General features: G+C 49.4%; 17 protein-coding genes and 2 pseudogenes. 17 read left to right on the top strand and 2 right to left on the bottom strand.

Features of this window, described 5'->3' with window-relative positions; translation table 11 throughout:
* The first annotated feature begins 372 nt into the window (after positions 1-372).
* From DWY57_RS13605 to DWY57_RS13540, 14 genes are all read left to right on the top strand, one after another.
* Positions 373-1,032, top strand: a complete 660-nt coding sequence (locus tag DWY57_RS13605) for a lipocalin family protein (protein WP_119961932.1) — start codon at positions 373-375, stop codon at positions 1,030-1,032.
* 137 nt (positions 1,033-1,169) lie between these two features.
* Positions 1,170-3,152 (top strand): urocanate hydratase, encoded by a 1,983-nt coding sequence (locus DWY57_RS13600; RefSeq protein ID WP_061412542.1) that lies wholly within the window; start codon positions 1,170-1,172, stop codon positions 3,150-3,152.
* Between the two features lie 147 nt (positions 3,153-3,299).
* The gene (gene ftcD, locus DWY57_RS13595; RefSeq protein WP_035450371.1) at positions 3,300-4,190 is read left to right on the top strand and encodes a glutamate formimidoyltransferase; all 891 of its coding nucleotides are present in this window, start codon (positions 3,300-3,302) and stop codon (positions 4,188-4,190) included.
* A 63-nt stretch (positions 4,191-4,253) separates the two neighbouring features.
* Positions 4,254-5,507 carry an imidazolonepropionase gene (gene hutI / locus DWY57_RS13590; RefSeq protein ID WP_117601028.1) on the top strand — a complete coding sequence of 418 codons (1,254 nt, stop codon included), beginning with the start codon at positions 4,254-4,256 and terminating at the stop codon, positions 5,505-5,507.
* Positions 5,508-5,557: 50 nt separating this feature from the next.
* Positions 5,558-6,187, top strand: coding sequence for a cyclodeaminase/cyclohydrolase family protein (locus tag DWY57_RS13585; protein WP_117601029.1), 630 nt, complete (start codon positions 5,558-5,560; stop codon positions 6,185-6,187).
* Entirely contained in the window at positions 6,184-7,680 is a 1,497-nt protein-coding gene (gene hutH, locus DWY57_RS13580; protein ID WP_117601030.1) for a histidine ammonia-lyase, read from the top strand. Before DWY57_RS13585 ends, hutH begins: the two co-directional genes overlap by 4 nt.
* Positions 7,681-7,835: 155 nt before the next feature.
* Positions 7,836-8,498 (top strand): TetR/AcrR family transcriptional regulator, encoded by a 663-nt coding sequence (locus tag DWY57_RS13575; RefSeq protein WP_117601031.1) that lies wholly within the window; start codon positions 7,836-7,838, stop codon positions 8,496-8,498.
* A 27-nt stretch (positions 8,499-8,525) separates the two neighbouring features.
* Positions 8,526-9,884, top strand: a complete 1,359-nt coding sequence (locus tag DWY57_RS13570) for a TolC family protein (RefSeq protein WP_117601032.1) — start codon at positions 8,526-8,528, stop codon at positions 9,882-9,884.
* Between the two features lie 37 nt (positions 9,885-9,921).
* Positions 9,922-10,938, top strand: a complete 1,017-nt coding sequence (locus tag DWY57_RS13565; protein ID WP_117601041.1) for an efflux RND transporter periplasmic adaptor subunit — start codon at positions 9,922-9,924, stop codon at positions 10,936-10,938.
* A 102-nt stretch (positions 10,939-11,040) separates the two neighbouring features.
* On the top strand, positions 11,041-14,211 hold the full coding sequence (locus DWY57_RS13560; RefSeq protein WP_119961931.1) for an efflux RND transporter permease subunit: 3,171 nt from the start codon (positions 11,041-11,043) through the stop codon (positions 14,209-14,211).
* Positions 14,212-14,262: 51 nt separating this feature from the next.
* Positions 14,263-14,556, top strand: a complete 294-nt coding sequence (locus tag DWY57_RS13555) for a PG0541 family transporter-associated protein (RefSeq protein WP_005825638.1) — start codon at positions 14,263-14,265, stop codon at positions 14,554-14,556.
* 122 nt (positions 14,557-14,678) lie between these two features.
* Entirely contained in the window at positions 14,679-16,058 is a 1,380-nt protein-coding gene (locus tag DWY57_RS13550; RefSeq protein WP_117601034.1) for an SGNH/GDSL hydrolase family protein, read from the top strand.
* A complete protein-coding gene (locus DWY57_RS13545; RefSeq protein WP_242496947.1) occupies positions 16,006-16,977 on the top strand; it encodes an SGNH/GDSL hydrolase family protein in 972 nt (323 codons plus the stop codon). Before DWY57_RS13550 ends, DWY57_RS13545 begins: the two co-directional genes overlap by 53 nt.
* On the top strand, positions 16,964-18,472 hold the full coding sequence (locus DWY57_RS13540; protein WP_117601036.1) for an MBOAT family protein: 1,509 nt from the start codon (positions 16,964-16,966) through the stop codon (positions 18,470-18,472). The genes DWY57_RS13545 and DWY57_RS13540 overlap by 14 nt, the downstream gene beginning before the upstream one ends.
* Here the strand turns inward: DWY57_RS13540 and DWY57_RS13535 are convergent, their stop codons facing one another.
* Positions 18,473-20,140 carry a beta-N-acetylhexosaminidase gene (locus DWY57_RS13535; protein WP_117601037.1) on the bottom strand — a complete coding sequence of 556 codons (1,668 nt, stop codon included), beginning with the start codon at positions 20,138-20,140 and terminating at the stop codon, positions 18,473-18,475. It abuts the gene before it with no gap.
* A gap of 84 nt (positions 20,141-20,224) precedes the next feature.
* A pseudogene (locus tag DWY57_RS21350) lies at positions 20,225-20,347 on the bottom strand (AraC family transcriptional regulator); the annotation flags it as partial.
* On the opposite strand from DWY57_RS21350, the pseudogene DWY57_RS13525 reads away from it, so the two are divergent.
* The 3 genes and pseudogenes from DWY57_RS13525 (at position 20,320) to DWY57_RS13510 (ending at position 23,297) form a co-directional block, all read left to right on the top strand.
* Positions 20,320-21,539, top strand: a pseudogene (locus DWY57_RS13525) (TolC family protein). The pseudogenes DWY57_RS21350 and DWY57_RS13525 sit on opposite strands and share 28 nt — an antisense overlap.
* Positions 21,540-21,724: 185 nt before the next feature.
* Positions 21,725-22,444 (top strand): SGNH/GDSL hydrolase family protein, encoded by a 720-nt coding sequence (locus tag DWY57_RS13520; RefSeq protein WP_117601038.1) that lies wholly within the window; start codon positions 21,725-21,727, stop codon positions 22,442-22,444.
* A gap of 244 nt (positions 22,445-22,688) precedes the next feature.
* Entirely contained in the window at positions 22,689-23,297 is a 609-nt protein-coding gene (locus DWY57_RS13510) for an HU family DNA-binding protein (protein WP_117601039.1), read from the top strand.
* Positions 23,298-23,311 lie beyond the last annotated feature (14 nt).

Here is a 23,311-nt window from a genome sequence, read left to right as displayed (position 1 = left end):
ATGCAAAAATGAGTAAGAAAATCTTGGATAGTGGATGAAGATAGGAGAAAAGAGCAATATATTCAATTCAATAGAAAAAGTAGGCGAATGATTAGAGTAGGCACTAATAGATACTTTTCATAAGCCAGCAAGTTGAAGTACTTTATATGGATTGAATGTCGTAACCATCTTCTGAAAGTTTGTTTAATCTGATAATTGTTTTTTGGTGTAAGTATTTGGATTTTCTGTGTGTGTACTAAATCCTCAATATTTGTTTCGTGAAAAGATTCTTTGATGCGTGGAAGCTCCCGTAAAAACATTATTTTTGCAGGAACATAGAGGAAATACAAGAGTTCCTTTGTTTAGAAATATAGTTTTAAAAAGAAAAGAGACATGAAAAGATTGAGAGATTTAACTGCTGTTCTTGGCATGGTTGCTTTGAGTGCTTGCAACAATGCCTCCATTGAAGGCTCCTGGGTGGAGCCGGTTCCGGGAATGCCCGGCATGCAACAAGGTTTCGTTCTTGATGGGGACGGAAGCGCCTCTTCCATTAACATGGCCACCTTGAAATATGAGGCATGGAAAAAAGTAGGAAACCGGTTGTTACTTTCAGGTACCAGCATCGGCAATCACCAGAATATTTCTTTCACGGATACGCTGACAATAGAAAAACTGACGCAGGACAGCCTGATTCTCAAAAGAGGAGAGTTGCTCTTGAAATATGCCAGGAACAATGAAGCACTGAATCAAGAAACAATACCTGCCGCGGTGCTTACCCCTGCCAAGAAACTTTTGTCAGTAAAAGGCGAGCTGGTCGTCGGCCATGAAGTGCGTTCCTTCAAAGCCGAAGGAGATTCTGCCGATTATTGGATTGTGGATGAGACCGGAGAACTCATGCAAAAATATGATGATATGACGAAAGGAGTTAAAAACGGAAAACCGGTATACGTAGAGTTGGAAGTAATCGATATGGGCAAAGCCGATGACGGATTTGCCGCCGATTATGAAGGTGTCTATCAGGTAATGAAAATCAATAAAATGGCTTTAAAATAGAATTCCTCTTTGTTGGTTTCTGACTAAAAGATAAATAATCCCGGCATTCCGTTGCGAATGTCGGGATTTATTTCTATATTGCGGCAAATATAACCCTTGTGGGCTGACACTTTGTAAATCCTTAATCTTTATAGGACATGGAGATAACCTTAAGTAAAACATTGCCTTCCTATCCTTCCTTTGTCGAGGGTATCCGGCGGGCACCCGACCGTGGCTACACCCTTACCCCTGCGCAGACGGCTACGGCATTGAAGAACGCTTTGCGCTACATCCCCAAAGAGCTGCACGAAACCCTCGCTCCGGAGTTCATGGAAGAACTGCGTACACGTGGACGTATCTATGGCTACCGCTACCGCCCGCAGGGCGACCTCAAAGCGAAACCCATCGACGAATACAAGGGGAACTGCATTGAAGGCAAGGCATTCCAGGTGATGATTGACAATAATCTTTGTTTCGACATCGCCCTTTATCCGTATGAATTAGTTACCTATGGTGAGACGGGACAGGTCTGCCAGAACTGGATGCAATACCGGCTCATCAAGCAGTACCTCGAAGTGTTGACGCGCGAACAGACACTGGTCATCGAAAGCGGACATCCGTTGGGGCTTTTCAAGTCCAAGCCCGAGGCGCCCCGTGTCATCATTACCAATGCGCTGATGGTGGGGCTCTATGATAATCAGAAGGACTGGCACACCGCTATGCAGATGGGCGTTGCCAACTACGGGCAGATGACTGCCGGCGGCTGGATGTACATCGGTCCGCAGGGCATCGTGCACGGCACGTTCAACACGTTGCTGAATGCAGGCCGTCTGAAACTGGGCATTCCGCAAGATGGCGATTTGCGCGGACGCTTGTTTGTTTCTTCCGGTCTGGGAGGCATGAGCGGTGCGCAGCCCAAAGCTGCCGAGATGGCAGGGGCGGCGGCAATCATTGCCGAGGTGGATGCTTCCCGCATCGAAACCCGCCATACCCAGGGCTGGGTGGGACACGTTACAGATTCTCTGGAAGAAGCCTTCTCGCTGGCTCGACAAGCCATGGACGAGTGTCGCCCGGTTTCTGTGGCCTATCACGGCAATGTCGTCGATTTGCTGGAATATGCGGTGCAGAAGCAGTTGCACATAGATTTACTTTCCGACCAGACTTCCTGCCATGCCACCTATGAGGGCGGTTACTGTCCTGCCGGACTGACGTTTGAGCAGCGTACCCATATGCTGCACGAGAATCCGTCGAAATTCCGGTGTCTGGTGGATGCTTCCTTGGAGCGTCATTTCAAGGCTATAAAAAGGCTGGTGGAACACGGCACGTACTTCTTCGATTATGGGAACTCCTTCATGAAAGCCGTCTACGATGCCGGTGTGAGCGAAATTGCTCGGGACGGAGATGATAAGAACGGCTTCATCTTTCCCAGCTATGTGGAAGACATAATGGGACCGGAACTGTTTGATTATGGTTATGGTCCGTTCCGCTGGGTGTGCCTCAGTGGAAAACATGAAGACTTGGTGAAGACCGACCGTGCGGCGATGGAATGTATCGACCCTACACGTCGCGGGCAAGATTTGGATAACTACAATTGGATTCGTGATGCGGAGAAAAACAACTTGGTGGTAGGCACGCAGGCTCGTATTCTTTATCAGGATGCCGTGGGACGTATGAATATAGCTTTGCGCTTCAATGAAATGGTGCGTAAGGGAGAGGTCGGCCCCATTATGTTGGGACGCGACCATCACGATGTCAGCGGTACAGACTCTCCATTCCGTGAAACATCCAATATCAAGGACGGCAGTAATGTCATGGCAGATATGGCGGTGCAGTGTTTTGCTGGAAACTGTGCGCGTGGTATGAGCTTGGTGGCCTTGCACAATGGAGGTGGCGTAGGTATCGGAAAAGCCATCAACGGCGGTTTCGGCATGGTGTGCGACGGCAGTGACCGGGTAGACGAAATCCTGCGTTCCGCTATGTTGTGGGATGTGATGGGTGGTGTGGCCCGCCGTTCGTGGGCACGCAATCCGCATGCCATGGAGACGAGCGAGGAGTTTAACCGTACGCATGCAGACGGCTATCATATCACGATGCCGTATGTGGCTGATGAGAAGTTGGTGCAGAAAGTGGTGAAGGAGTAAGTAAAGTGATGATTTCATTTTTTAGACGCGGATAACGCGGATTTTTTCTTTCAAAAGAATCCCGACGTCTCTGTATTCCGATAAAAAGAATTCGCGTCATCTGCGTCTGAAAAATCAGAGTATATATATTTTTTTTTAAAGAGCATTATGAATAAGATTATGGAATGCGTCCCCAATTTCAGCGAAGGGCGCGATTTGCAGAAGATAGATAAGATAGTAGCTCCTTTTCGGGGCAAACAAGGTGTGAAACTGTTGGATTACAGTAACGATGAAGACCACAACCGCCTTGTGGTGACCGTAGTGGGCGAGCCGGAACCGCTTCGTGATGCTGTGCTCGAAGCTATCGGCGTGGCGGTAGAGCTGATAGACCTCAATCACCATCAGGGACAGCATCCTCGTATGGGTGCTGTAGATGTAGTACCTTTTATCCCCATCCGGAATGTGACGATGGAAGAAGCCGTTGCCCTCTCGAAAGAAGTGGGCAAGGAGGTTGCAAAACGTTACAATCTTCCCGTCTTCTTATATGAAAAGTCTGCTTCTGCCCCTCATCGGGAGAATCTGGCTGCTGTTCGTAAAGGGGAGTTCGAAGGTATGGCCGAGAAGATAAAGCAACCGGAATGGCATCCCGACTTTGGACCGGCTGAACGTCATCCCACTGCAGGCACAGTAGCTATCGGTGCCCGCATGCCTTTGGTGGCCTATAACATCAACCTCAATACTCCCAGTCTGGAGATAGCCCATGACATTGCTAAGAAAATCCGTTTCATCGGCGGCGGACTGCGTTATTGCAAGGCAATGGGAGTGGAGTTGAAAGACCGCGGCATCACGCAGGTATCCATCAACATGACGGACTATACCCGCACCGCCCTCTACCGTGCTTTCGAACTGGTGCGTGTGGAAGCCCGCCGCTACGGTGTCAGCATTGTGGGCAGTGAGATTATCGGTCTGGTGCCGATGGAGGCCTTGATAGATACAGCGTCCTACTATCTGGGATTGGAGAACTTCTCCATGGAGCAAGTTTTAGAAGCACGAATGTAACCGAATTAAATAGTACTAACTTAATTCCCCTCCCTACGGGGGAGGGGTTAGGGGAGAGGCTTTATGACAGAGAACCTTATTATATTCAATGCCCGTGTCGTGACCCCCCTCGGTTTTTCCGCCCGTCGCGGCAGCGAGATGGAGCAACTGAGCATCATCGACAATGCTACGGTGGAAGTGACCGACGGTGTCATCACCTACGTCGGTCCCAACCGTGGAGAGGAGCGTGACGGCTATTATCAGCACTACTGGCATTACAATGCCCGCGGCAAGTGTCTGCTACCCGGCTTTGTGGACTCGCACACACATTTTGTGTTTGGTGGCGAGCGTGCCGAGGAGTTCTCCTGGCGTTTGAAGGGAGAGAGTTACATGTCCATCATGGAACGTGGAGGAGGCATCGTGAGTACGGTGAAGGCTACCCGTGCATGCAATTTCATCCAACTGCGCAGCAAGGCGGAGGCCTTTCTGAAGCAGATGAGTGCTATGGGAGTGACTACCGTAGAGGGGAAGAGCGGCTACGGTTTGGACAAGGAAACCGAACTCCTGCAGCTTCGGGTGATGCGTAGCCTTAATAATGACGAGCACAAGCGTGTAGACGTTGTCTCCACTTTTCTCGGCGCACATGCTGTGCCTGCAGAATACAACGGGCGGACGGACGAATACGTGGACTACATTATCCGCGAAGTGATGCCCGTAGTGGTTCATAATAATTTGGCAGAGTTCTGCGATGTCTTCTGTGAGCAGGGTGTTTTCTCCATCGAACAGTCTCGTCGCCTTTTGCTAGCAGCCAAGGAAATGGGACTTGCCTTGAAACTCCATGCCGATGAAATTGTACCATTAGGTGGTGCTGGACTGGCTGCTGAACTTTCTGCCGTCTCTGCCGACCATCTGCTGCATGCTTCGGATGCGGACATCCGCGCCATGGCCAATAAAGAAGTTGTGGCGACCCTTCTTCCGCTGACAGCCTTTGCTTTGAAGGAACCCTATGCCCGTGGACGCGAAATGATTGATGCCGGTTGTGCCGTGGCTCTTGCCACCGACCTCAATCCGGGCAGTTGTTTCTCCGGTTCCATCCCCCTGACATTTGCCTTGGCGTGCATTTATATGAAAATGAGTGTTGAAGAGGCCATCACTGCCCTGACCTTGAACGGTGCAGCCGCCTTGAACCGTGCGGACAGCATTGGTAGTATCGAGGTGGGCAAAAAAGGGGATTTTGTAGTCCTCGATACGGACAATTATCATTTTTTGCCCTATTACGTCGGGATGAATTGTGTCAATACCACCGTGAAGAACGGAGTTCTTTATCCGGGACTTTAGAGCTCCTTGAACATTAATATTTAATCCTTAATCCTTAATAATTTATTACCATGTTAGTTGATTTGACAGTAAAGGAATTTTTGAATAAAGTGGCGGGTAGTGATCCCGTCCCCGGTGGCGGTAGTATTGCCGCTTTGAACGGTGCCATTGCTTCTGCTCTTGCCGCTATGGTTGCCAACCTCACCATCGGCAAGAAAGGTTATGAACTTCACGAAGAGCTGATGCGCCATGTCTCCGGAGTTGCCTTGCAGCAGAAGGGAGCTTTTGTGGAAGATATAGACCGCGACTCTGAGGCCTACAACAAGGTGTTTGCCTGCTTCAAGATGCCGAAAGCTACGGATGAGGAAAAAGCGGCGCGCAGTGCTGCCATTCAGGAGGCTACCAAGTTTGCTGCCCTTGTTCCCATGCAGGTGGCACGCAATGCGTATGAGTTGATGACAGTCATCATGGATATAGCCCGCATGGGCAATCGCAATGCCGTTACGGATGCTTGTGTAGCCATGATGTCTGCCCGTTCGGCTGTGCTGGGCGCACTGATGAATGTACGCATCAACCTGGGTTCGTTGAAGGACAAGGAGTTTGTGTCCAAGCTCCAAAGTGAAGCCGATGAATTGGAACACTTGGCTTGTGCGAAAGAAAAGGAATTGTTGGACGAAATCAATCAAGAGCTGAAAGTATGAACAATGTCTATTACGTAGGTTCCGGTGAGCTGACCTTCGACCTCATCGAACGCATCATTAATGAAAACTTGAAACTGGAGCTGGCTCCGGAAGCCAAGCTGCGGATACAGAAGTGCCGCGATTATCTGGACAAGAAGATTGCGGAGTCGGAAGAACCCTTGTATGGCATTACCACCGGTTTCGGCTCGTTGTGCAGCAAGAGCATTTCGTCGGACGAGCTGGGTACCTTGCAGGAGAATCTCATCAAGAGCCATGCTTGCAGTGTGGGCGAGGAGATACGTCCCGTCATCATCAAGCTGATGATGTTGCTCAAGGCGCATGCCCTCTCTTTGGGGCATAGCGGTGTGCAGGTTATTACCGTGCAGCGTATCCTCGACTTTTTCAATAACGACGTGATGCCTATTGTGTATGACCGTGGTTCACTGGGCGCCTCCGGCGACCTGGCTCCTCTGGCCAACCTCTTCCTGCCGCTTATCGGTGTGGGCGATGTTTATTATAAAGGAAAGAAGCGCGAGGCTATCAGCGTGCTCGACGAGTTCGGCTGGGAACCGGTGAAGCTGATGAGTAAAGAGGGATTGGCATTACTCAACGGCACCCAGTTTATGAGTGCCAACGGTGTCTTTGCCATTCTCAAAGCCTTTCGTCTCTCCAAGAAAGCCGACTTGATTGCCGCCCTTTCCCTGGAAGCTTTCGACGGACGTATCGATCCCTTCATGGACTGTATCCAGCAGATTCGTCCACACAAGGGACAGATAGAAACGGGTGCCAACTTCCGCAAGCTATTGGAAGGCAGCGAGCTGGTAGCTCGTCCCAAGCAGCATGTGCAAGACCCTTATTCGTTCCGTTGCATCCCTCAGGTGCATGGGGCAACGAAAGACGCCATCCGTTACGTGTCTTCCGTTCTGCTGACGGAAATCAATTCCGTGACTGACAATCCCACTATCTTCCCCGATGAGGACCGTATCATTTCGGGCGGTAACTTCCACGGCCAGCCGCTTGCCATCTCCTACGACTTTCTCGGCATCGCCCTGGCAGAACTGGGCAATATATCCGAGCGGCGCATCGCCCAGCTTATCATGGGGTTGCGCGGACTTCCGGAATTCCTTGTTGCCAATCCAGGTCTGAACTCCGGTTTCATGATTCCGCAATATGCCGCCGCATCTATGGTGAGCCAGAACAAAATGTACTGCTATGCCGCCAGCAGCGACTCCATCGTTTCCTCCAACGGGCAGGAAGACCACGTCAGCATGGGTGCCAATGCAGCTACTAAGCTTTATCGCATTATGGATAATCTGGAGCATATCCTTGCCATCGAACTGATGAATGCCGCTCAGGGCATTGACTTCCGCCGTCCGGCAAAGACTTCTCCCGTTTTGGAGCGTTTCCTGCACGAATACCGCAAGGAAGTTCCCTTTGTGAAGGAGGACATCGTGATGTATAAGGAAATCCATAAGACAGTCGCTTTCCTCAACCGGACAAAGTTTGATTATTAGGAACTTCCCAATAAATCTGCCAGAAACATAATAATTATTAATCTGTTAACAATAAGAAAGGAAACTTAATTGGCGAATTGAGTTTTCTTTCTATATTTGTCTCGTTTTATTCCGATAATGAATAAAAATAGTTTTAGTTTAGAAAGGGAAGAAAAATGGGCGAACACACGAAGCATTCAACATCACGGGTGGAACTAAGGGAACGTATCATTCTGGCCGCTGTAGAATTATTTACAACAAATGGAATAAAAAGTATCACGATGGATGAGATTGCAGCATCTTTGGGTATCTCTAAGCGCACTCTTTACGAAGTTTTTCCGGATAAGGAAACCTTGCTGGAAGAATGTATCCTGAAGTCCCAGAAGGATGGTGATATTTTTGTGAAAGAAGTCATAGAGACTTCCAACAACGTATTGGAAGTTTTGTTGAGATGTTATCAGTGGAGCATAGAGCGTTTTCATGCCACGAACAAGAAGTTTTTTGAGGATATCAAGAAATATCCCAAGGCTTATCAGTTGATGAAGAACAACCGGAACCGGAGCTCGGAAGATACCGTGAACTTTTTCAAAGAGGGCGTGAAGCAAGGCATTTTCCGTGATGATGTGAATTTTGCTATTATCAATCTGCTTGTGCGCGACCAGCTCGATTTGCTGATGAATTCGGACATCTGCAATGAGTATTCTTTCCTTGAAGTGTACGAATCTATCATGTTCACTTTCTTGCGCGGTATCTCTACGGAGAAGGGTGCCCGTGTCCTGGAGGACTTTATCTGCGAATATCGCAAGAATCAGGTAAAGCCGGATGAAACGAAGGAGTAGTTTTAATAAATAATCTATTTTTGATTTATGAAGATGCAGAGATTTTGGGTAGGCAGAGCACTACTGTTGGCAGTTGCTGTGCTGTATGCCGGCGGCTATGTGCGCGCACAAGAGACAAAGGATACCCTGACCCTGACCCTTGACCGTGCCTTGGAGATTGCTTTAAGCGACAATCCTACCATAAAGGTGGCGGAGGAAGAAATTGCTTTGAAGAAAGTGACTCACAAGGAAACCTGGCAGAACTTGCTTCCGCAGGCAAGCATTGACGGTACGTGGAATCATACCATCAGTGCGGCACAGATGAATCTTGGCGGACAGTCGTTCAAGATGGGTATGGACAATTCGAATACGGTAAGCGGGGTGCTGAATATCAGTTTGCCCATATTCGCCCCTAGCGTATATAAGGCCATGTCGATGACGAAGACAGACATTGAACTGGCTGTGGAAAAGTCACGGGCTTCTAAGCTGGACTTGGTGAACCAGGTAACTAAGGGTTACTATCAGCTGATGCTGACGCAAGACTCCTACGATGTGTTGCAGAAGAGCTATAAGCTGGCAGAAGACAACTACAACATTGTCAATGCCAAGTATCAGCAGGGTGCCGTCAGTGAGTTCGATAAAATCAGTGCCGAGGTGCAGATGCGCAGCATTAAGCCGAATGTGATTTCGGCGGGTAATGCCGTGACGTTGTCCAAGTTGCAGTTGAAGGTACTGATGGGAGTAACGGCCGATGTGGATATAGAGATTGCCGATAATCTCGGCAACTATGAGACGGAGCTGTTTGCCAATGAACTGAATCAGCCCGCTGCCAATCTGAACAATAATACGACGATGAAGCAGTTGGACTTGAACCGGAAGATGCTCAATCAGAACATCAAGTCACTCCGTACCAACTTCATGCCTACTTTGGGTATGAACTATTCTTACCAGTACCAGTCACTCTACAACGAGGATTGGAACATCCTCGATTATAATTGGAGCGGAAGTTCCGCACTGATGTTTACGCTGAGTATTCCTTTGTATAAGGCAAGCAATTTCACCAAGCTCAAGTCCAACCGTATTCAGATACGTCAGTTGGAGCAGAACCGTCTGGACACAGAGCGCAAGCTGAACATGCAGATTACCAGCTATCAGAACAATATGGCTGCCAGTTCAGAGCAGGTTGTCAGCAACCGCGAGAATGTGATGCAGGCACAGAAAGCTGTGCAGATTGCCGGTAAACGCTATGAGGTAGGTAAAGGTACAGTGTTGGAGCTGAACACTTCGCAAGTGCAGCTTACGGAGGCTGAACTGACTTACAATCAGTCCATCTATGATTATCTGGTTGCGAAGGCTGACCTTGACCAAGTACTGGGAAAGGATTATATTGCAGGGAACGAAGAATGAAGAACTAAGAATGAAGAATAGAAATAAAAACAACGATATGAAAAAAGGTTTTCAATGGATGGTCCTGCTGGTGGTTGCCATGCTGGGGGCATGTAGCGGAGGTAGTGATAAAGCTGCTGCTGAGAAGGTGGACGAGAAACCGAAGGTGAAACTGGCCGAGGTGTCGTCCCGTCCCGTAGAACAGATTCAGGAATACACCGCTACGGTGGAAGCCGAAGTGAAAAACAATATTGCTCCCTCTTCTCCGGTGCGTATAGACCGCATTTTTGTGGAGGTGGGCGACCGCGTGTCGAAAGGCCAGAAGCTGGTCAGCATGGATGCTGCCAGTCTGAAGCAGATAAAATATCAGCTGGACAACCAGCAGATAGAGTTCAAGCGTATTGACGAGTTGTATAAAGTAGGCGGTGCCTCCAAGTCGGAGTGGGATGCCGCCAAGATGAATCTCGACATCCGTGAGACTTCCTATAAGAATCTCTTGGAGAACACCTCGTTGCTCAGTCCCATTAATGGAGTGGTGACGGCACGTAATTACGATAACGGAGATATGTATGGCGGTGGAGAGCCGGTACTGGTAGTGGAGCAAATCACTCCGGTAAAACTATACATCAACGTATCCGAAGGCTACTTTACCAAAGTGAAGAAGGGCGCTCCCGTATCTGTGAAAGTGGATGTCTATGGTGACGAGGAGTTCGAAGGCAAAATCAGCCTTGTTTATCCTACCATCAACCCGGCTACCCGTACTTTCCCGGTAGAGATACAGCTTGTTAACCGTGACCAGCGTGTACGTCCGGGAATGTTTGCCCGTGCCACGCTGAATTTCGGAATACGGGACCACGTGGTCGTTCCCGACCTGGCCATTGTGAAGCGTGCCGGTTCAGGCGACCGCTATGTCTATGTCTACAAGGACGGCAAGGTGTCTTATAATAAGGTAGAACTTGGCCGTCGTATGGATACGGAGTATGAGTTGATTTCCGGTGTAGACAATAACTCTCAAGTTGTTATTGCCGGGCAGTCTAAATTAGCCGATGGTGTGGAAGTCGAGGTAGAAAAATAATATGGTAATGTGGTAATGTGCTAATATGCTAATGTGCCGATGTAGCTACATTGCGCAGCCAATTAGCATATTAGCACATTGGCAAATTAAAGAATTAATCTTATGAGTTTATACGAAGGAGCGGTTAAGAAACCGATTATGACCTCGCTCTGCTTCCTGGCAGTGGCTATATTTGGTCTGTTCTCTCTGTCGAAATTGCCGGTAGACCTTTATCCGGATATCGAGACCAACACCATTATGGTGATGACTACCTATCAGGGTGCCAGTGCCTCGGACATTGAGAACAACGTGACTCGTCCGTTGGAAAACGTGCTGAACTCGGTCAGTAATCTGAAGCATATCACTTCCCGTTCGTCGGAGAATATTTCCGTGATTACGCTGGAGTTTGAGTATGGATATGACATAGACGTGCTGACGAACGACGTGCGTGATAAACTGGACATGGTGAGCTCCATGCTGCCCGATGAGGTCGAAACTCCCATCATCTTCAAGTTCAGTACGGATATGATTCCTATCCTGCTGCTCTCCGTGCAGGCAGAGGAGAGCCAGCCGGCTCTTTATAAAATATTGGATGACAACGTGGCGAATCCCTTGGCGCGTGTGCCAGGTGTGGGTACGGTGTCTATTTCGGGTGCCCCCAAACGTGAGGTCAATGTATATTGCGACCCCAATAAATTGGATGCCTACAGCCTCTCAGTAGAAACTATCAGCTCTATTATCAGTGCCGAAAACCGGAATACGCCGGGCGGTACGTTCGATGTGGGTAACAATACCTATTCGCTGCGTGTGGAAGGTGAGTTCAAGGATCCCAAAGAGATGGAGAACATCGTGGTAGGTACGCATAACGGTGCTTCCGTCTATCTGCGCGATGTGGCAAAAGTTGTGGACTCTGTGGAGGAACGTGCACAGAAGACGTATAGCAACGGTGTGCAGGGCGCCATGATTGTGGTGCAGAAACAATCGGGTGCCAATTCTGTAGCCATTTCGCAGAAGATAATTGATATGTTGCCGCAGTTGCAGAAGTCACTGCCGAGCGATGTGAAGCTGGGGATCATTGTCAATACTTCCGAAAACATTCTGAATACGATAGACAGCTTGGAGGAAACCATTATGTACGCTATGCTGTTCGTTATCTTGGTGGTGTTCGTTTTTTTGGGGCGTTGGCGTGCCACGGTCATTATTTGTATCACCATACCGATGTCATTGGTTGCCTCGTTCATCTATCTGGGTATCATCGACGGCGGTTCACTGAATATCATCTCGCTCTCTTGTCTCTCCATTGCTATTGGTAACGTGGTGGACGACGCCATTGTGGTACTCGAGAATGTAACGACCCATATTGAACGGGGTTCCGAACCGAAGCAGGCAGCGATACATGCCACGAACGAGGTGGCCATCTCCGTAATTGCATCTACGCTGACTATGATTGCGGTATTCTTCCCATTGACGATGGTAAGTGGCATGTCCGGTGTGCTATTCCGTCAGTTGGGATGGATGATGTGTGTGATTATGACGGTTTCCACAGTTTCAGCCTTGTCATTCACTCCGATGATGTGTGCGCAGCTTCTGCGTTTGCAGAAAAAGCAGAGTAAGATGTTCCTTACGCTCTATACGCCGATTCAGCGTGCGTTGGACGGTCTTGACGTGTGGTACCAGAACCGGTTGAACTGGGCTGTGCGCCATCGTCTGACGGTTATGGCAGGCTGTGCCGCATTTTTTGTGGCAAGTCTGTTCTGTGCCAAGTACATAGGTACCGAGTTCTTCCCGGCAGCAGACAATAGCCGCATCGGTATCAACCTTCAGTTGCCCATCGGGGCCCGTGTGGAACGTGCGGAAGCGTTGGCTTCGGAACTGACAAACAAGTGGATGACGCGCTACGGAGATATGATGAAAGTTTGCAACTACACTGTGGGGCAGGCGGACTCTGACAATACGTTTGCTTCCATGCAGGACAACGGTAGTCATATCATTAGTTTCAATATCAGTCTGGTGAGTCCGGGAGACCGTGACGTGACACTGGAAACCGTTTGCGACGAAATGCGTGAGGACTTGAAGGGGTATCCCGAATTGGACAAGGCGCAGGTTATTCTGGGCGGTAGCACAGGCGGCATGAGCGCCCAGGCAAGTGCCGACTTTGAGGTTTATGGTTACGACTTCACCGCGACGGACAAAGTGTCAGCCGAACTGAAAGAGAAATTGTTGCAGGTGAAAGGTGTGAGTGAAGTGAATATCAGCCGTCAGGATTATCAGCCCGAATATCAGGTGGACTTTGACCGTGAGAAGCTGGCATTGCATGGCTTGAATCTTTCTACTGCCTCCAACTATCTGCGTAATCGTGTAAATGGTGCTTTGGCATCTTATTATCGCGAAGATGGTGACGAGTACGACATCCGTGTGCGTTACGCTCCCGAATTCCGTACAAAGATTGAAGATTTGGAGAACATCCTTATTTATACGCCTTCCGGTGAGGGTATCCGCGTGAAAGACCTCGGCAAAGTAGTCGAGCGTTCTGCTCCTCCTACCATCGAACGTAAAGACCGTGAGCGTATTGTTACTGTATCTGCGGTTATTTCGGGAGCACCTTTGGGCGATGTGGTGGCCAATGGTAATGCTATAATTGATAAGATGGACCTACCAAGTGGTGTTTCTATCCAGATTTCGGGTTCGTATGAGGACCAACAGGATTCATTCTCCGACTTGGGAACGCTGGCTGTATTGATTGTTATTCTCGTATTCATTGTGATGGCAGCTCAGTTTGAGTCTTTGAGTTATCCGTTCATCATCATGTTTTCCATTCCATTTGCATTCAGCGGTGTGTTGATGGCATTATTCTTTACGGGAACCAATTTGAATGTGATGTCGCTTTTGGGTGGAATCATGTTGATTGGTATTGTGGTGAAGAACGGTATCGTACTCATCGACTACATCACGCTTTGCCGCGAACGTGGTCAAGCGGTGCTTCACTCTGTAGTCACGGCAGGCCGCAGCCGTTTGCGTCCGGTATTAATGACTACACTGACCACTATCCTCGGTATGGTGCCGATGGCTGTAGGGCAGGGTGAAGGTGCCGAGATGTGGCGTCCGTTGGGGGTTGCCGTAATTGGCGGTCTGACGGTATCTACCATTCTGACATTGATTCTTGTCCCTGTACTCTATTGCTCGTTTGCAGGTGTTGGTATTCGGCGCACACGTAAGAAGATTAAGAAAGACCGTGAGCTGAATGATTATTACCAGTTGCATAAGGAGAAGATGACGAAACCACGTAAACAATGATTAATCATTATCCGTTAATCATTAAACATTAATCACTAAACATTATATAGCGTGAAATCAGTATTTATAACATTCGACCAAGCGTTCTTTGAACGTATCATGGCATTGCTTGATCGTCACAACTGCCGCGGCTTCAGCTATTGGCAGCAAGTACAGGGGCGTGGCAGTAAGACGGGAGAACCGCACTATGGCAGCCATGCCTGGCCCAGTATGTGTTCCGCCATCATCACTATCATAGATGAGGCTAAGGTGGCTCCGCTGCTCGAAGCGCTCCATCGGATGGACAAGGAGACCGAGCAACTCGGACTCCGTGCTTTTGTTTGGAATATCGAACAGACCATTTAATCGGGTCTGCTCTGTCTATAACCGTTATCCCCGGAGAAAAAATCTTGTTTCTTCGGGGATAATTCTTTTTTGTCCGGAGAGATTTTTCAACCTATATCTATATCTTTGCGTCCACATTAGGTATGGAAAAGAATTCATTGAAATATACGGGTCTGTTGGCGTTTATCGTATGGGGTGCATTGTTGCTGATGCATCTGTTGCCAAGTATTACGATGGGTGGCCGTGTGCTGAGGCGTGTGGATATCTTGGGGGACGTGCGTCGTCCTTCCAAGCCGGTGAGTGAGCCGGACAGCCTGCTGCCTCCGCCCCCGAAGGTGAAGCCCGCCTTTGTGGACACCTGCCGTGCGGGCATGACGTGCATTGAAGATTACAGTGATTCTACCGTGCGTGGCATGACGCGGTTCTATCAGGCACTCGACGAGCTTGCCAAAGCACCCCGTCCGGTTCGTATCGCCTACTTCGGCGACTCCTTTATCGAAGCGGATATTCTGACGGCTGATTTACGCGAGATGCTTCAGCAGAAATATGGCGGTTGCGGAGTAGGTTTTGTCACCATTACGTCCATGACCAGTGGCTTCCGCCCTACAGTGCGTCATTCCTTCAGCGGATGGGAGAGTCATTCTGTCATGGACTCCGTGTTCTTTGACCGTAGCAAGCTGGGAGTCTCCGGACATTACTTTATTCCGAATACCGGTGCTTATGTGGAACTGCGGGGGCAGAAGAACTATGCCTCCCGTCTGGACACCTGCCAGCGTGCCAGTATTTTTTTCTATAACCGTGGCACAACCACCCTTTCTGTCCGCGTCAATCGTGGCGAAGCAACTACTGAGACTTTTGAGCCGATTGATGATTTGCAGGAGATGACGGTAGAGGGAAATATCGGTTCTGTCCGTTGGACGGTGGAAAGTGCGGACTCCACCTTGTTTTATGGCCTTGCCATGGACGGTACTTCCGGCATTGTGCTGGATAACTTCTCACTGCGTGGCAGCTCCGGCCTCTCCCTCCGTTCTGTTCCCGTGTGGATGATGCGCGAGTTCAACGAACAGCGTCCTTACGATTTGATAATCCTGCAGTACGGACTGAATGTGGCTACAGAGCGCGGACGGAATTACGACAAGTACATTGCCGGCATGCAGACAACGGTGCAGCATCTCAAGGAGGCCTTTCCGCAAGCAGCCATCCTCATAGTCAGCGTGGGCGATAGGGACTATAAGACCGAAGAAGGAGAGCTGCGTACCATGCCTGGCATCAAGAATCTGGTTCGTTATCAGCAGAATCTGGCAGCGGATGAGGCTGTCGCTTTCTGGAACATGTTCGAGGCCATGGGTGGGGAAGGCAGCATGGCAGACATGGTGCATGCCAAGCCGTCGCTGGCCAATTATGATTATACGCACATCAACTTCCGTGGTGGAAAGCATCTTGCGGGATTACTTTATGAGTCTTTGATTTATGGCAAGGAACAGTATGACAGAAGGAGGGCCTACTATGAAGAGGAGCCATAAGGAGGATTTACGATTGTACGATTTACGATGTATGATTTGCTGCGCGGTGCTGGTACTGATTGCGGCGATACGGCCGCTCCATGCACAAGACATACTGCCAGGCAGCCTTTCGTGTCATACCGGTGGAGCGGATTGTGATACTCTCTGCCTCTATTCCCAACGTACGGATACGGTGTCTGTCCCTTTGATAACTTTTCCCGCCGCATTCCGGCAAATGAAGGAGAATGTACTTACCGACAGTCTGGGTATTCTTAATCCTTTCTGGGAGAAGTTGCGTCTGTCCCGGCTGGGCGCTTCCGCTGATACGCTTCGCATCGTACATGTGGGCGACAGCCATATACGCGGCCATATCTTCCCCCGTACCACCGGTGCGTTGATGCAGGACACTTTCGGGGCAGTCTCTTATACCGATGTAGGTATCAACGGTGCATTTTGTACTACTTTCACCCGTCCGGACCGTATTGCTGATATTGCGGCTCTACATCCCGACCTGCTTATTCTTTCCTTCGGGACGAACGAAAGCCATAACCGCCGTTACAATACAATGTTGCACTATCGCCAGATGGATGACCTTGTACGCATGCTTCGCGAGAAACTGCCGAATGTACCGATGTTGATGACCACTCCTCCGGGCTCTTACGAGAGTTTCCGGCAGCGTCGCCGTCGTCGGACCTATAAGATTAATCCGCGTACTGCCGTTGCCGTGCAGACCATCCGCCGCTATGCCGATGAAAACGGATTGGCGGTATGGGACATGTACGAAATACTTGGCGGTATCCACCGTGCCTGCCTCAACTGGCAGGAAGCCGGATTGATGCGTCCGGACCATGTACATTATTTGCCGGACGGTTACCGCCTGCAAGGCGAGCTGTTCTGCCAGGCCTTGTTAAAAGCTTATAACGATTATGTGGAATATTGAAGAATTTTTATCCGGATTGAATATAGACTTGGACCGTTTGCGCGATGTCTTCACTTATGACCCGCAAGCCCCGATGATATTCAGCAGTGGTATTTTCCTCTGGCTGTTTGTCGCTTTTATATTGGTTTATCTGTTGTTGCAACGCCGGACGACGGCGCGTTTGCTGTTTGTCACCTTGTTTTCCTATTACTTCTATTATAAAAGTAGTGGCACTTATTTTTTCCTGCTTGGACTGGTGACGGTCTGTGACTTTTTCATTGCACGTTTGATGGCACGCGAGGCTATTCCCTGGCTACGTAAGGCATGGGTTGTGTTGAGTCTGTTCATCAATTTGGGATTGTTGTGTTACTTCAAGTACACCAATTTCCTGGGCGAAACTTTTGCCTCGCTGACGGGAGGAACGTTCACGGCAATGGATATTTTCCTTCCGGTGGGCATCTCTTTTTTCACTTTTCAGTCGTTGAGCTATACGATAGATGTGTATCGTCGCCAGATAACGCCTCTGGGCAGTTTATTGGATTATGCTTTTTATGTTTCCTTCTTTCCCCAGTTGGTGGCGGGGCCTATTGTACGTGCCCGTGATTTCATTCCGCAAATCCGCCGTCCACTGTTTGTCTCCAGGGAGATGTTCGGGCGTGGAATCTTCCTCATCGTGAGTGGACTCTTCAAGAAAGCGGTCATATCGGACTATATCAGCGTCAACTTCGTAGAGCGTATCTTTGATAATCCTACTCTTTATTCGGGGGTGGAGAATCTGATGGGTGTCTATGGCTATGCCTTGCAGATTTATTGCGACTTCTCCGGTTACAGTGATATGGCTATTGGCATTGCCTTGTTGCTGGGTTTCCATTTCAATATCAACTTCGATTCTCCCTATAAGTCCGCTTCCATTACGGAGTTCTGGAGGCGGTGGCACATCTCGCTTTCCAGTTGGTTGCGCGACTATCTTTATATCTCTTTGGGAGGCAACCGGAAGGGGAAAATCCGCCAGTACGCCAATCTCATCATTACCATGTTCCTGGGTGGCTTGTGGCATGGAGCTTCGTGGAATTTTGTCCTTTGGGGGATGACGCACGGTGTTGCGCTTGCAGCCCACAAGTGCTGGATGACGCTCACCGGACATAAGAAAGGTGCGGAAAGCCGTGGCATTCGCCGGTTCTTCGGGGTGCTTATTACTTTCCATTTTGTTTGTTTCTGCTGGATATTCTTCCGTAATGCGGAGTTTTCCACATCAATGGATATGCTGAGGCAGATATTCACTACTTTCCGTCCGCAACTCTTCCCGCAGTTGGTGGCAGGCTATTGGGAAGTGTTCGCATTGATGGCATTGGGATATTTTCTGCATTTTGTGCCCGACAGTTGGGAACGTGCCTGCACAAAAACAGTAATCCGCCTTCCCTTGTTGGGAAAGGCGGTACTGGTGCTTGCTGTAATCTATCTGGTCATTCAGATGAAAAGTTCGGAGATACAGCCGTTTATTTATTTCCAGTTCTGATTACTTCTTCTCGGTAGCAGTGGAGTCGGCCTGCTGTCGGAAGGGTTCCCGGTAGTTGAGCCCGTCTCTCCGGTAGAGGCTGATGAGTCCGGCCAGTCGGGTAGTGAAGTTTGTATAATCTTTCTTTTCCTGTTGTGTCCATTGTACTTCGGCAAGGGCGGCCATACGGGGGAGAACCATATACTCTACCTGCTCGCTGGTCGGGATGTATTCTGTCCAAAGGTTGGCTTGTGCGCCGAGTATGTGCTTGGCTTGTTCTTCGGTCAGTGAGGCGGTAGGATTCAGACTGTATACTTTTTCCAATGGGACAAAGCCTCCGATGGCAAATGGTTCGTGCCGGGTATCCTCACTTTGGTAATAATCAAAGTAGCAATAGTCGTTGGGTGTCATTATCACGTCGTGTCCCAGTTGGGCCGCTTTGATTCCTCCTGCCGAGCCACGCCATGACATAACAGTTGCGTTAGGAGCGACGTCGCCTTCCAGAATCTCATCCCAGCCGATAATCCGGCGTCCTTTACTATTGAGGAACTTTTCGATACGTGTCATGCAATAACTCTGCAGACGGTCTTCGGCTGTATGGTTCTTGTCGGATTTCAATTTTTCGGTTCTGATACGCGCCTGGCATTTGGGACACTTTTCCCAACGGGTGCGGGGAGCTTCGTCACCGCCGATGTGGATGTATTTGGAAGGGAATATGTCAATGATTTCGGCCATGACATCTTCGAGGAACTGCATGGACTTTTCGTTGCCGATGCACAGCACATCTTCGAATACTCCCCAACGTGGACACACTTCATACGGTCCACCGGTGCATCCCATTTCGGGATAGGCGGCCAGTGCGGCAAGCATGTGTCCGGGCAGGTCTACTTCGGGGATGACCGTGATATAGCGCTCCTCGGCATATTTTACGATTTCCTTGGCTTGTTCCTGCGTATAGAAACCGCCATATCGGGTATTGTCATACTCTTCGGTATTCCGGCCGATGACGGTACGGTCGCGCCAGGCGCCAATTTCCGTCAGCTTGGGATATTTCTTTATTTCTATTCTCCAGCCTTGGTCTTCGGTGAGGTGCCAGTGAAAGGTATTCATATTGTGAAGTGCCAGTAAATCTATGTATTTCTTGATGAACTCAATGGGGAAGAAGTGGCGGCCCACATCGAGGTGCATGCCTCGGTAGCTGAAGCGGGGTTCATCCTGGATGCTGCCGGCAGGCAATAGGATAGAGGTGGCTTTGGTTTCGGCAGGGATTGATTTACGCAGGGTTTGTATACCGTAGAACACTCCGTTCTCGGTCTGGCCGTTTAGGGTCACCCGGTCGGCTTTGACGGTCAGCACATAGCCTTCCCGGTTGCGGATAGCCGGATCCAGTCCTAATGTGATGGCGCCTTTGGGCGCTTCGCTCCCCGGGGCAAGGGCTTCTGTCTGGAGGGTGTGGCCGGTGGACTGGCTGATATATTCAGCCAGAAACTCAGCATTACGTTTCAAAAGTTCATTGTTTTCGGGGTAGGCGATGATGGTACCGGCATTCAGGTTGAAGGGAGATTCCTGACTCAAGGCAACTTCCTGGGGCAGGGGGATGACTTGATAGTTGGCTGTTGTTTCTACCCCGCATGAAGAGCAGGCCAGGACGAGGGTACCTGCAAGGAGCATGTGTGTAAGTTTTCTCATGGCATTGAATTGATTAAATTAGTGTCTGACAAATATACGCAAAAAATACTAAAGAGGTAGAGGATAAGGGGGATTTATGTATGCTTATGCTTCAGTTCTCTTTGCTCTATACTCCTTGGGTGACATTCTCGTGTGTTTCTTGAAATATCGTCCGAAAAAAAACTGGTCGGGAAAACGGTATTTGTCGGCAATCTCTTTCAGTATTAGCTGTCGCCGGCTTGGTACTGACCAGTTGCGGCATCTATACCAAATACCAGCGCCCGGAGGACATCACAACCGATGGACTTTATGAACACGATTTGGACGGGCAAAGTTTGGATAGCCTGAGTCTGTTTGCGGCATCGGACACTGTCTCCATCGCCTCCCTTTCCTGGCTCGAGCTTTTTACGGACACGCAATTATAGTCGCTCATCGAGCAAATCTTGCAAGGCAACACCGACTTGCTTTCCGCCCAGCAATGCATCAGGGAGGCAGAAGCCACGCTGATGTCGGCCAAACTTTCGTACCTGTCTTCGTTTATGCTCACTCCGCAGTGTGGCGTCAGCAGTTTCGACAATTCCAAAGGTTCGTGGACCTATTCCGGTATTGCCTCGGCAAGTTGGAGAGTCGATATTTGGGCTAATTTGACCAGTGCCATGCGCTGCTCCAAAGCGCTCTACCTTCAAAGTTTGGAGTACGAACAAGCCGTCAGCACTTCGCTGATAGCTATGTGGCCAACCTTTACCTTGCTGATACTTGACGAGCAATACCGCATTTCCGAAGAAACAGCCGCCAGTTGGCGCGAAAGTGCACGCACCATGCGAGCCATGATGGCTGCAGGCATGACGAACGAGGCGAGTGTTTCGCAATCCGAAGCCAACTGTCGCCCAGGTGGAAGCTTCGCTGCTCGACCTCCGGCAGCAGGTAAGGGAAATGCCGCCCGTTCTGCTTTCTACCCCTCCATCACCCTGAGCGGTACAGCTGGCTGGACCAACTCGGCAGGAAGCATGATTGTCAATCCCGGAAAACTTCTTCTGTCTGTCATCGACTCGCTGACACAACCCTTGTTCAACAAAGGGCTGAACGTGGCACAGCTCAAGATGCCAAAGCACAGCAGGAAGAAGCCAGGCTCGCTTTTCAGCAAGTTTTGCTTAATGTCGGCAGCGAAGTGAACAATGCTCTGACCCAAGTGCAGGTAGCCCGTGGAAAGACGGAGCTCTGCACAAGGCAGATAACTTCACTGGAAACTACCGTCCGCAGCACCCGGTTACTGATGCGGCACGGCACCTCCACCTATCTGGAAGTGCTCACTGCCCAGCAGGGGCTACTCTCTGTCTAACTGACACAGGTAGCCCACCGCTTTGATGAAATACAAGGTATCATCAACCTCTATCAAGCCCTCGGTGGAGGGCGGGAGTAAAATATACTCTTTCTCATCTTCATTCTCTTGCTCCTCTATCAATCCGGCATTTCCTTTTTTGTGGAAATCCGGCGGTAGAGGAACTTTCATATAAGCGGGCTATGGCAAAAAAACTACGGTCTCCTGCCGTCAAACCGGGACAAACTTTATAACTTTGCGGCATACGACATAAAAATCTATTGATTATGAACTGCAAATCCTTGTTTTTTCTGGCTATTTTCTCCCTGCCCCTTATATCAGGGGTGTTTGCTCAAAAGAAAGTTTCTATTCTTGGCGATTCCTATTCCACTTTTTACGGTCATGTCTCTCCTGCCGCCAATCTCTGCTGGTATGGAGTTCCCGGCGAAAAGAAAGAGAATGATGTGACAAAGGTGGAGGAAACCTGGTGGTACCGTTTCATCCATGAGCACGGCTTTCAGTTGGAACGCAACAATTCCTATTCCGGCTCCACCGTCTGTCATACCGGTTACGAGAAAGCCGATTACTCCGACCGTTCTTTTATCACCCGTATTCACAACCTCGGCACCCCCGACATAATCCTTGTTTTTGGCGGTACCAATGACAGCTGGGCAGGTGCCCCCATTGGCGCATACCAATATGATGGCTGGACGAAAGCCGATTTGTATAGCTTCCGTCCTGCCTTTTGCTATCTGCTTGCATCTCTCAAGCAGCTCTATCCTGCGGCCAGGATTTATAATATTACCAATTCTGAATTATCCGAAGAGGTAACTGATTCCATGGATGAAATTTGCCGGCACTATGGCATCGAGAATATTCGTTTGCACGACATTGATAAACAATGGGGGCATCCTTCTGTGCAAGGAATGCAGAGTATTGATGCTCAGGTTTGGGAGTCTGTCTCCCCGATATTGGAGGCTTCTGTTTCTTTGCCTGCCAAGAACTAAAGACAGACCCATTGGGAGTTATCCTTTTCTATCCTAGATGCTAATCTTTCCACTGCCGTATTCTTTTCTTTCCACAGCTGTGGAAAGAAAAGAATACGGCAGTGGAAAGAAAGTAAAATCCTTGTGGCAAGAAAAATAATTAGTACCTTTACTGCCAGCTTCTGCCGATTTCGAGAACATTTCTTCCCCAAGTTTGCTGCAAGTTTCCCTCAATTCTCTATAAACCATTAATTTAAATTATTTTATGAGTGCTTATTATGACCTTTATGAAACGCCCGTCCCCGAAGGCGAGGAACCGAAGTCGCTACATGCCCGTGTCTGTTCCAAGGGAACCATTTCCGGTAAAGAGTTCATGGAACGGGTTTTTCGTGAAGAACATATGCCCCACGCCATGGTTGTGGGTATTGTGCAAGCTATCACCACTACGCTTGGAGACTGGCTGGCAAAGGGCTATACGGTGGAGATAGAGGGACTTGGCTTCTTCAGCACCACGCTGAAGTGTACCCATCCGGTGATGAATAAGAAAGAAGTACGTGCGGAGTCGGTCAAGATGTCCACGGTGAAATTCCGTCCCAGCATCGAATTCAAACGTTATGTGGCAGGTAAGATGGAGTTGGAACGTGCGGATAAACGCTTCTTTCCGGATAAACCGAAAGCAATGGGCGACATGGCTGCCCGTGAAAAAAGCATGATGGACTTTCTGGAGGCTAATATCTGTATCACTCGTGCAGAATATTCCCGCCTTGTCCACGTCACCGCCCGCCGGGCTTCGAGGGATTTGCAGACATTTATCGATTCCGGCGTGATTCGCAAGCGCGGTGCCTGTCGTTCAGTGGTCTATGTCAAGGTATGAATTGGAGCTTGTAT

The sequence above is a fragment of the Bacteroides sp. AF25-5LB genome, from assembly GCF_003602965.1.
Lineage (GTDB): Bacteria > Bacteroidota > Bacteroidia > Bacteroidales > Bacteroidaceae > Bacteroides > Bacteroides uniformis.
The sequence above is the reverse complement of the archived record's forward strand: the minus strand, read 5'-3'. Positions and strand labels throughout refer to the sequence as shown.

Coding starts and splice junctions, on each gene's coding strand:
- DWY57_RS13605 (WP_119961932.1), top strand. CDS start 373: ATGAAAAGATTGAGAGATTTAACTGCTGTTCTTGGCATGGTTGCTTTG.
- DWY57_RS13600 (WP_061412542.1), top strand. CDS start 1,170: ATGGAGATAACCTTAAGTAAAACATTGCCTTCCTATCCTTCCTTTGTC.
- ftcD (WP_035450371.1), top strand. CDS start 3,300: ATGAATAAGATTATGGAATGCGTCCCCAATTTCAGCGAAGGGCGCGAT.
- hutI (WP_117601028.1), top strand. CDS start 4,254: ATGACAGAGAACCTTATTATATTCAATGCCCGTGTCGTGACCCCCCTC.
- DWY57_RS13585 (WP_117601029.1), top strand. CDS start 5,558: ATGTTAGTTGATTTGACAGTAAAGGAATTTTTGAATAAAGTGGCGGGT.
- hutH (WP_117601030.1), top strand. CDS start 6,184: ATGAACAATGTCTATTACGTAGGTTCCGGTGAGCTGACCTTCGACCTC.
- DWY57_RS13575 (WP_117601031.1), top strand. CDS start 7,836: ATGGGCGAACACACGAAGCATTCAACATCACGGGTGGAACTAAGGGAA.
- DWY57_RS13570 (WP_117601032.1), top strand. CDS start 8,526: ATGAAGATGCAGAGATTTTGGGTAGGCAGAGCACTACTGTTGGCAGTT.
- DWY57_RS13565 (WP_117601041.1), top strand. CDS start 9,922: ATGAAAAAAGGTTTTCAATGGATGGTCCTGCTGGTGGTTGCCATGCTG.
- DWY57_RS13560 (WP_119961931.1), top strand. CDS start 11,041: ATGAGTTTATACGAAGGAGCGGTTAAGAAACCGATTATGACCTCGCTC.
- DWY57_RS13550 (WP_117601034.1), top strand. CDS start 14,679: ATGGAAAAGAATTCATTGAAATATACGGGTCTGTTGGCGTTTATCGTA.
- DWY57_RS13545 (WP_242496947.1), top strand. CDS start 16,006: ATGGCAAGGAACAGTATGACAGAAGGAGGGCCTACTATGAAGAGGAGC.
- DWY57_RS13540 (WP_117601036.1), top strand. CDS start 16,964: ATGTGGAATATTGAAGAATTTTTATCCGGATTGAATATAGACTTGGAC.
- DWY57_RS13535 (WP_117601037.1), bottom strand. CDS start 20,140: ATGAGAAAACTTACACACATGCTCCTTGCAGGTACCCTCGTCCTGGCC.
- DWY57_RS13520 (WP_117601038.1), top strand. CDS start 21,725: ATGAACTGCAAATCCTTGTTTTTTCTGGCTATTTTCTCCCTGCCCCTT.
- DWY57_RS13510 (WP_117601039.1), top strand. CDS start 22,689: ATGAGTGCTTATTATGACCTTTATGAAACGCCCGTCCCCGAAGGCGAG.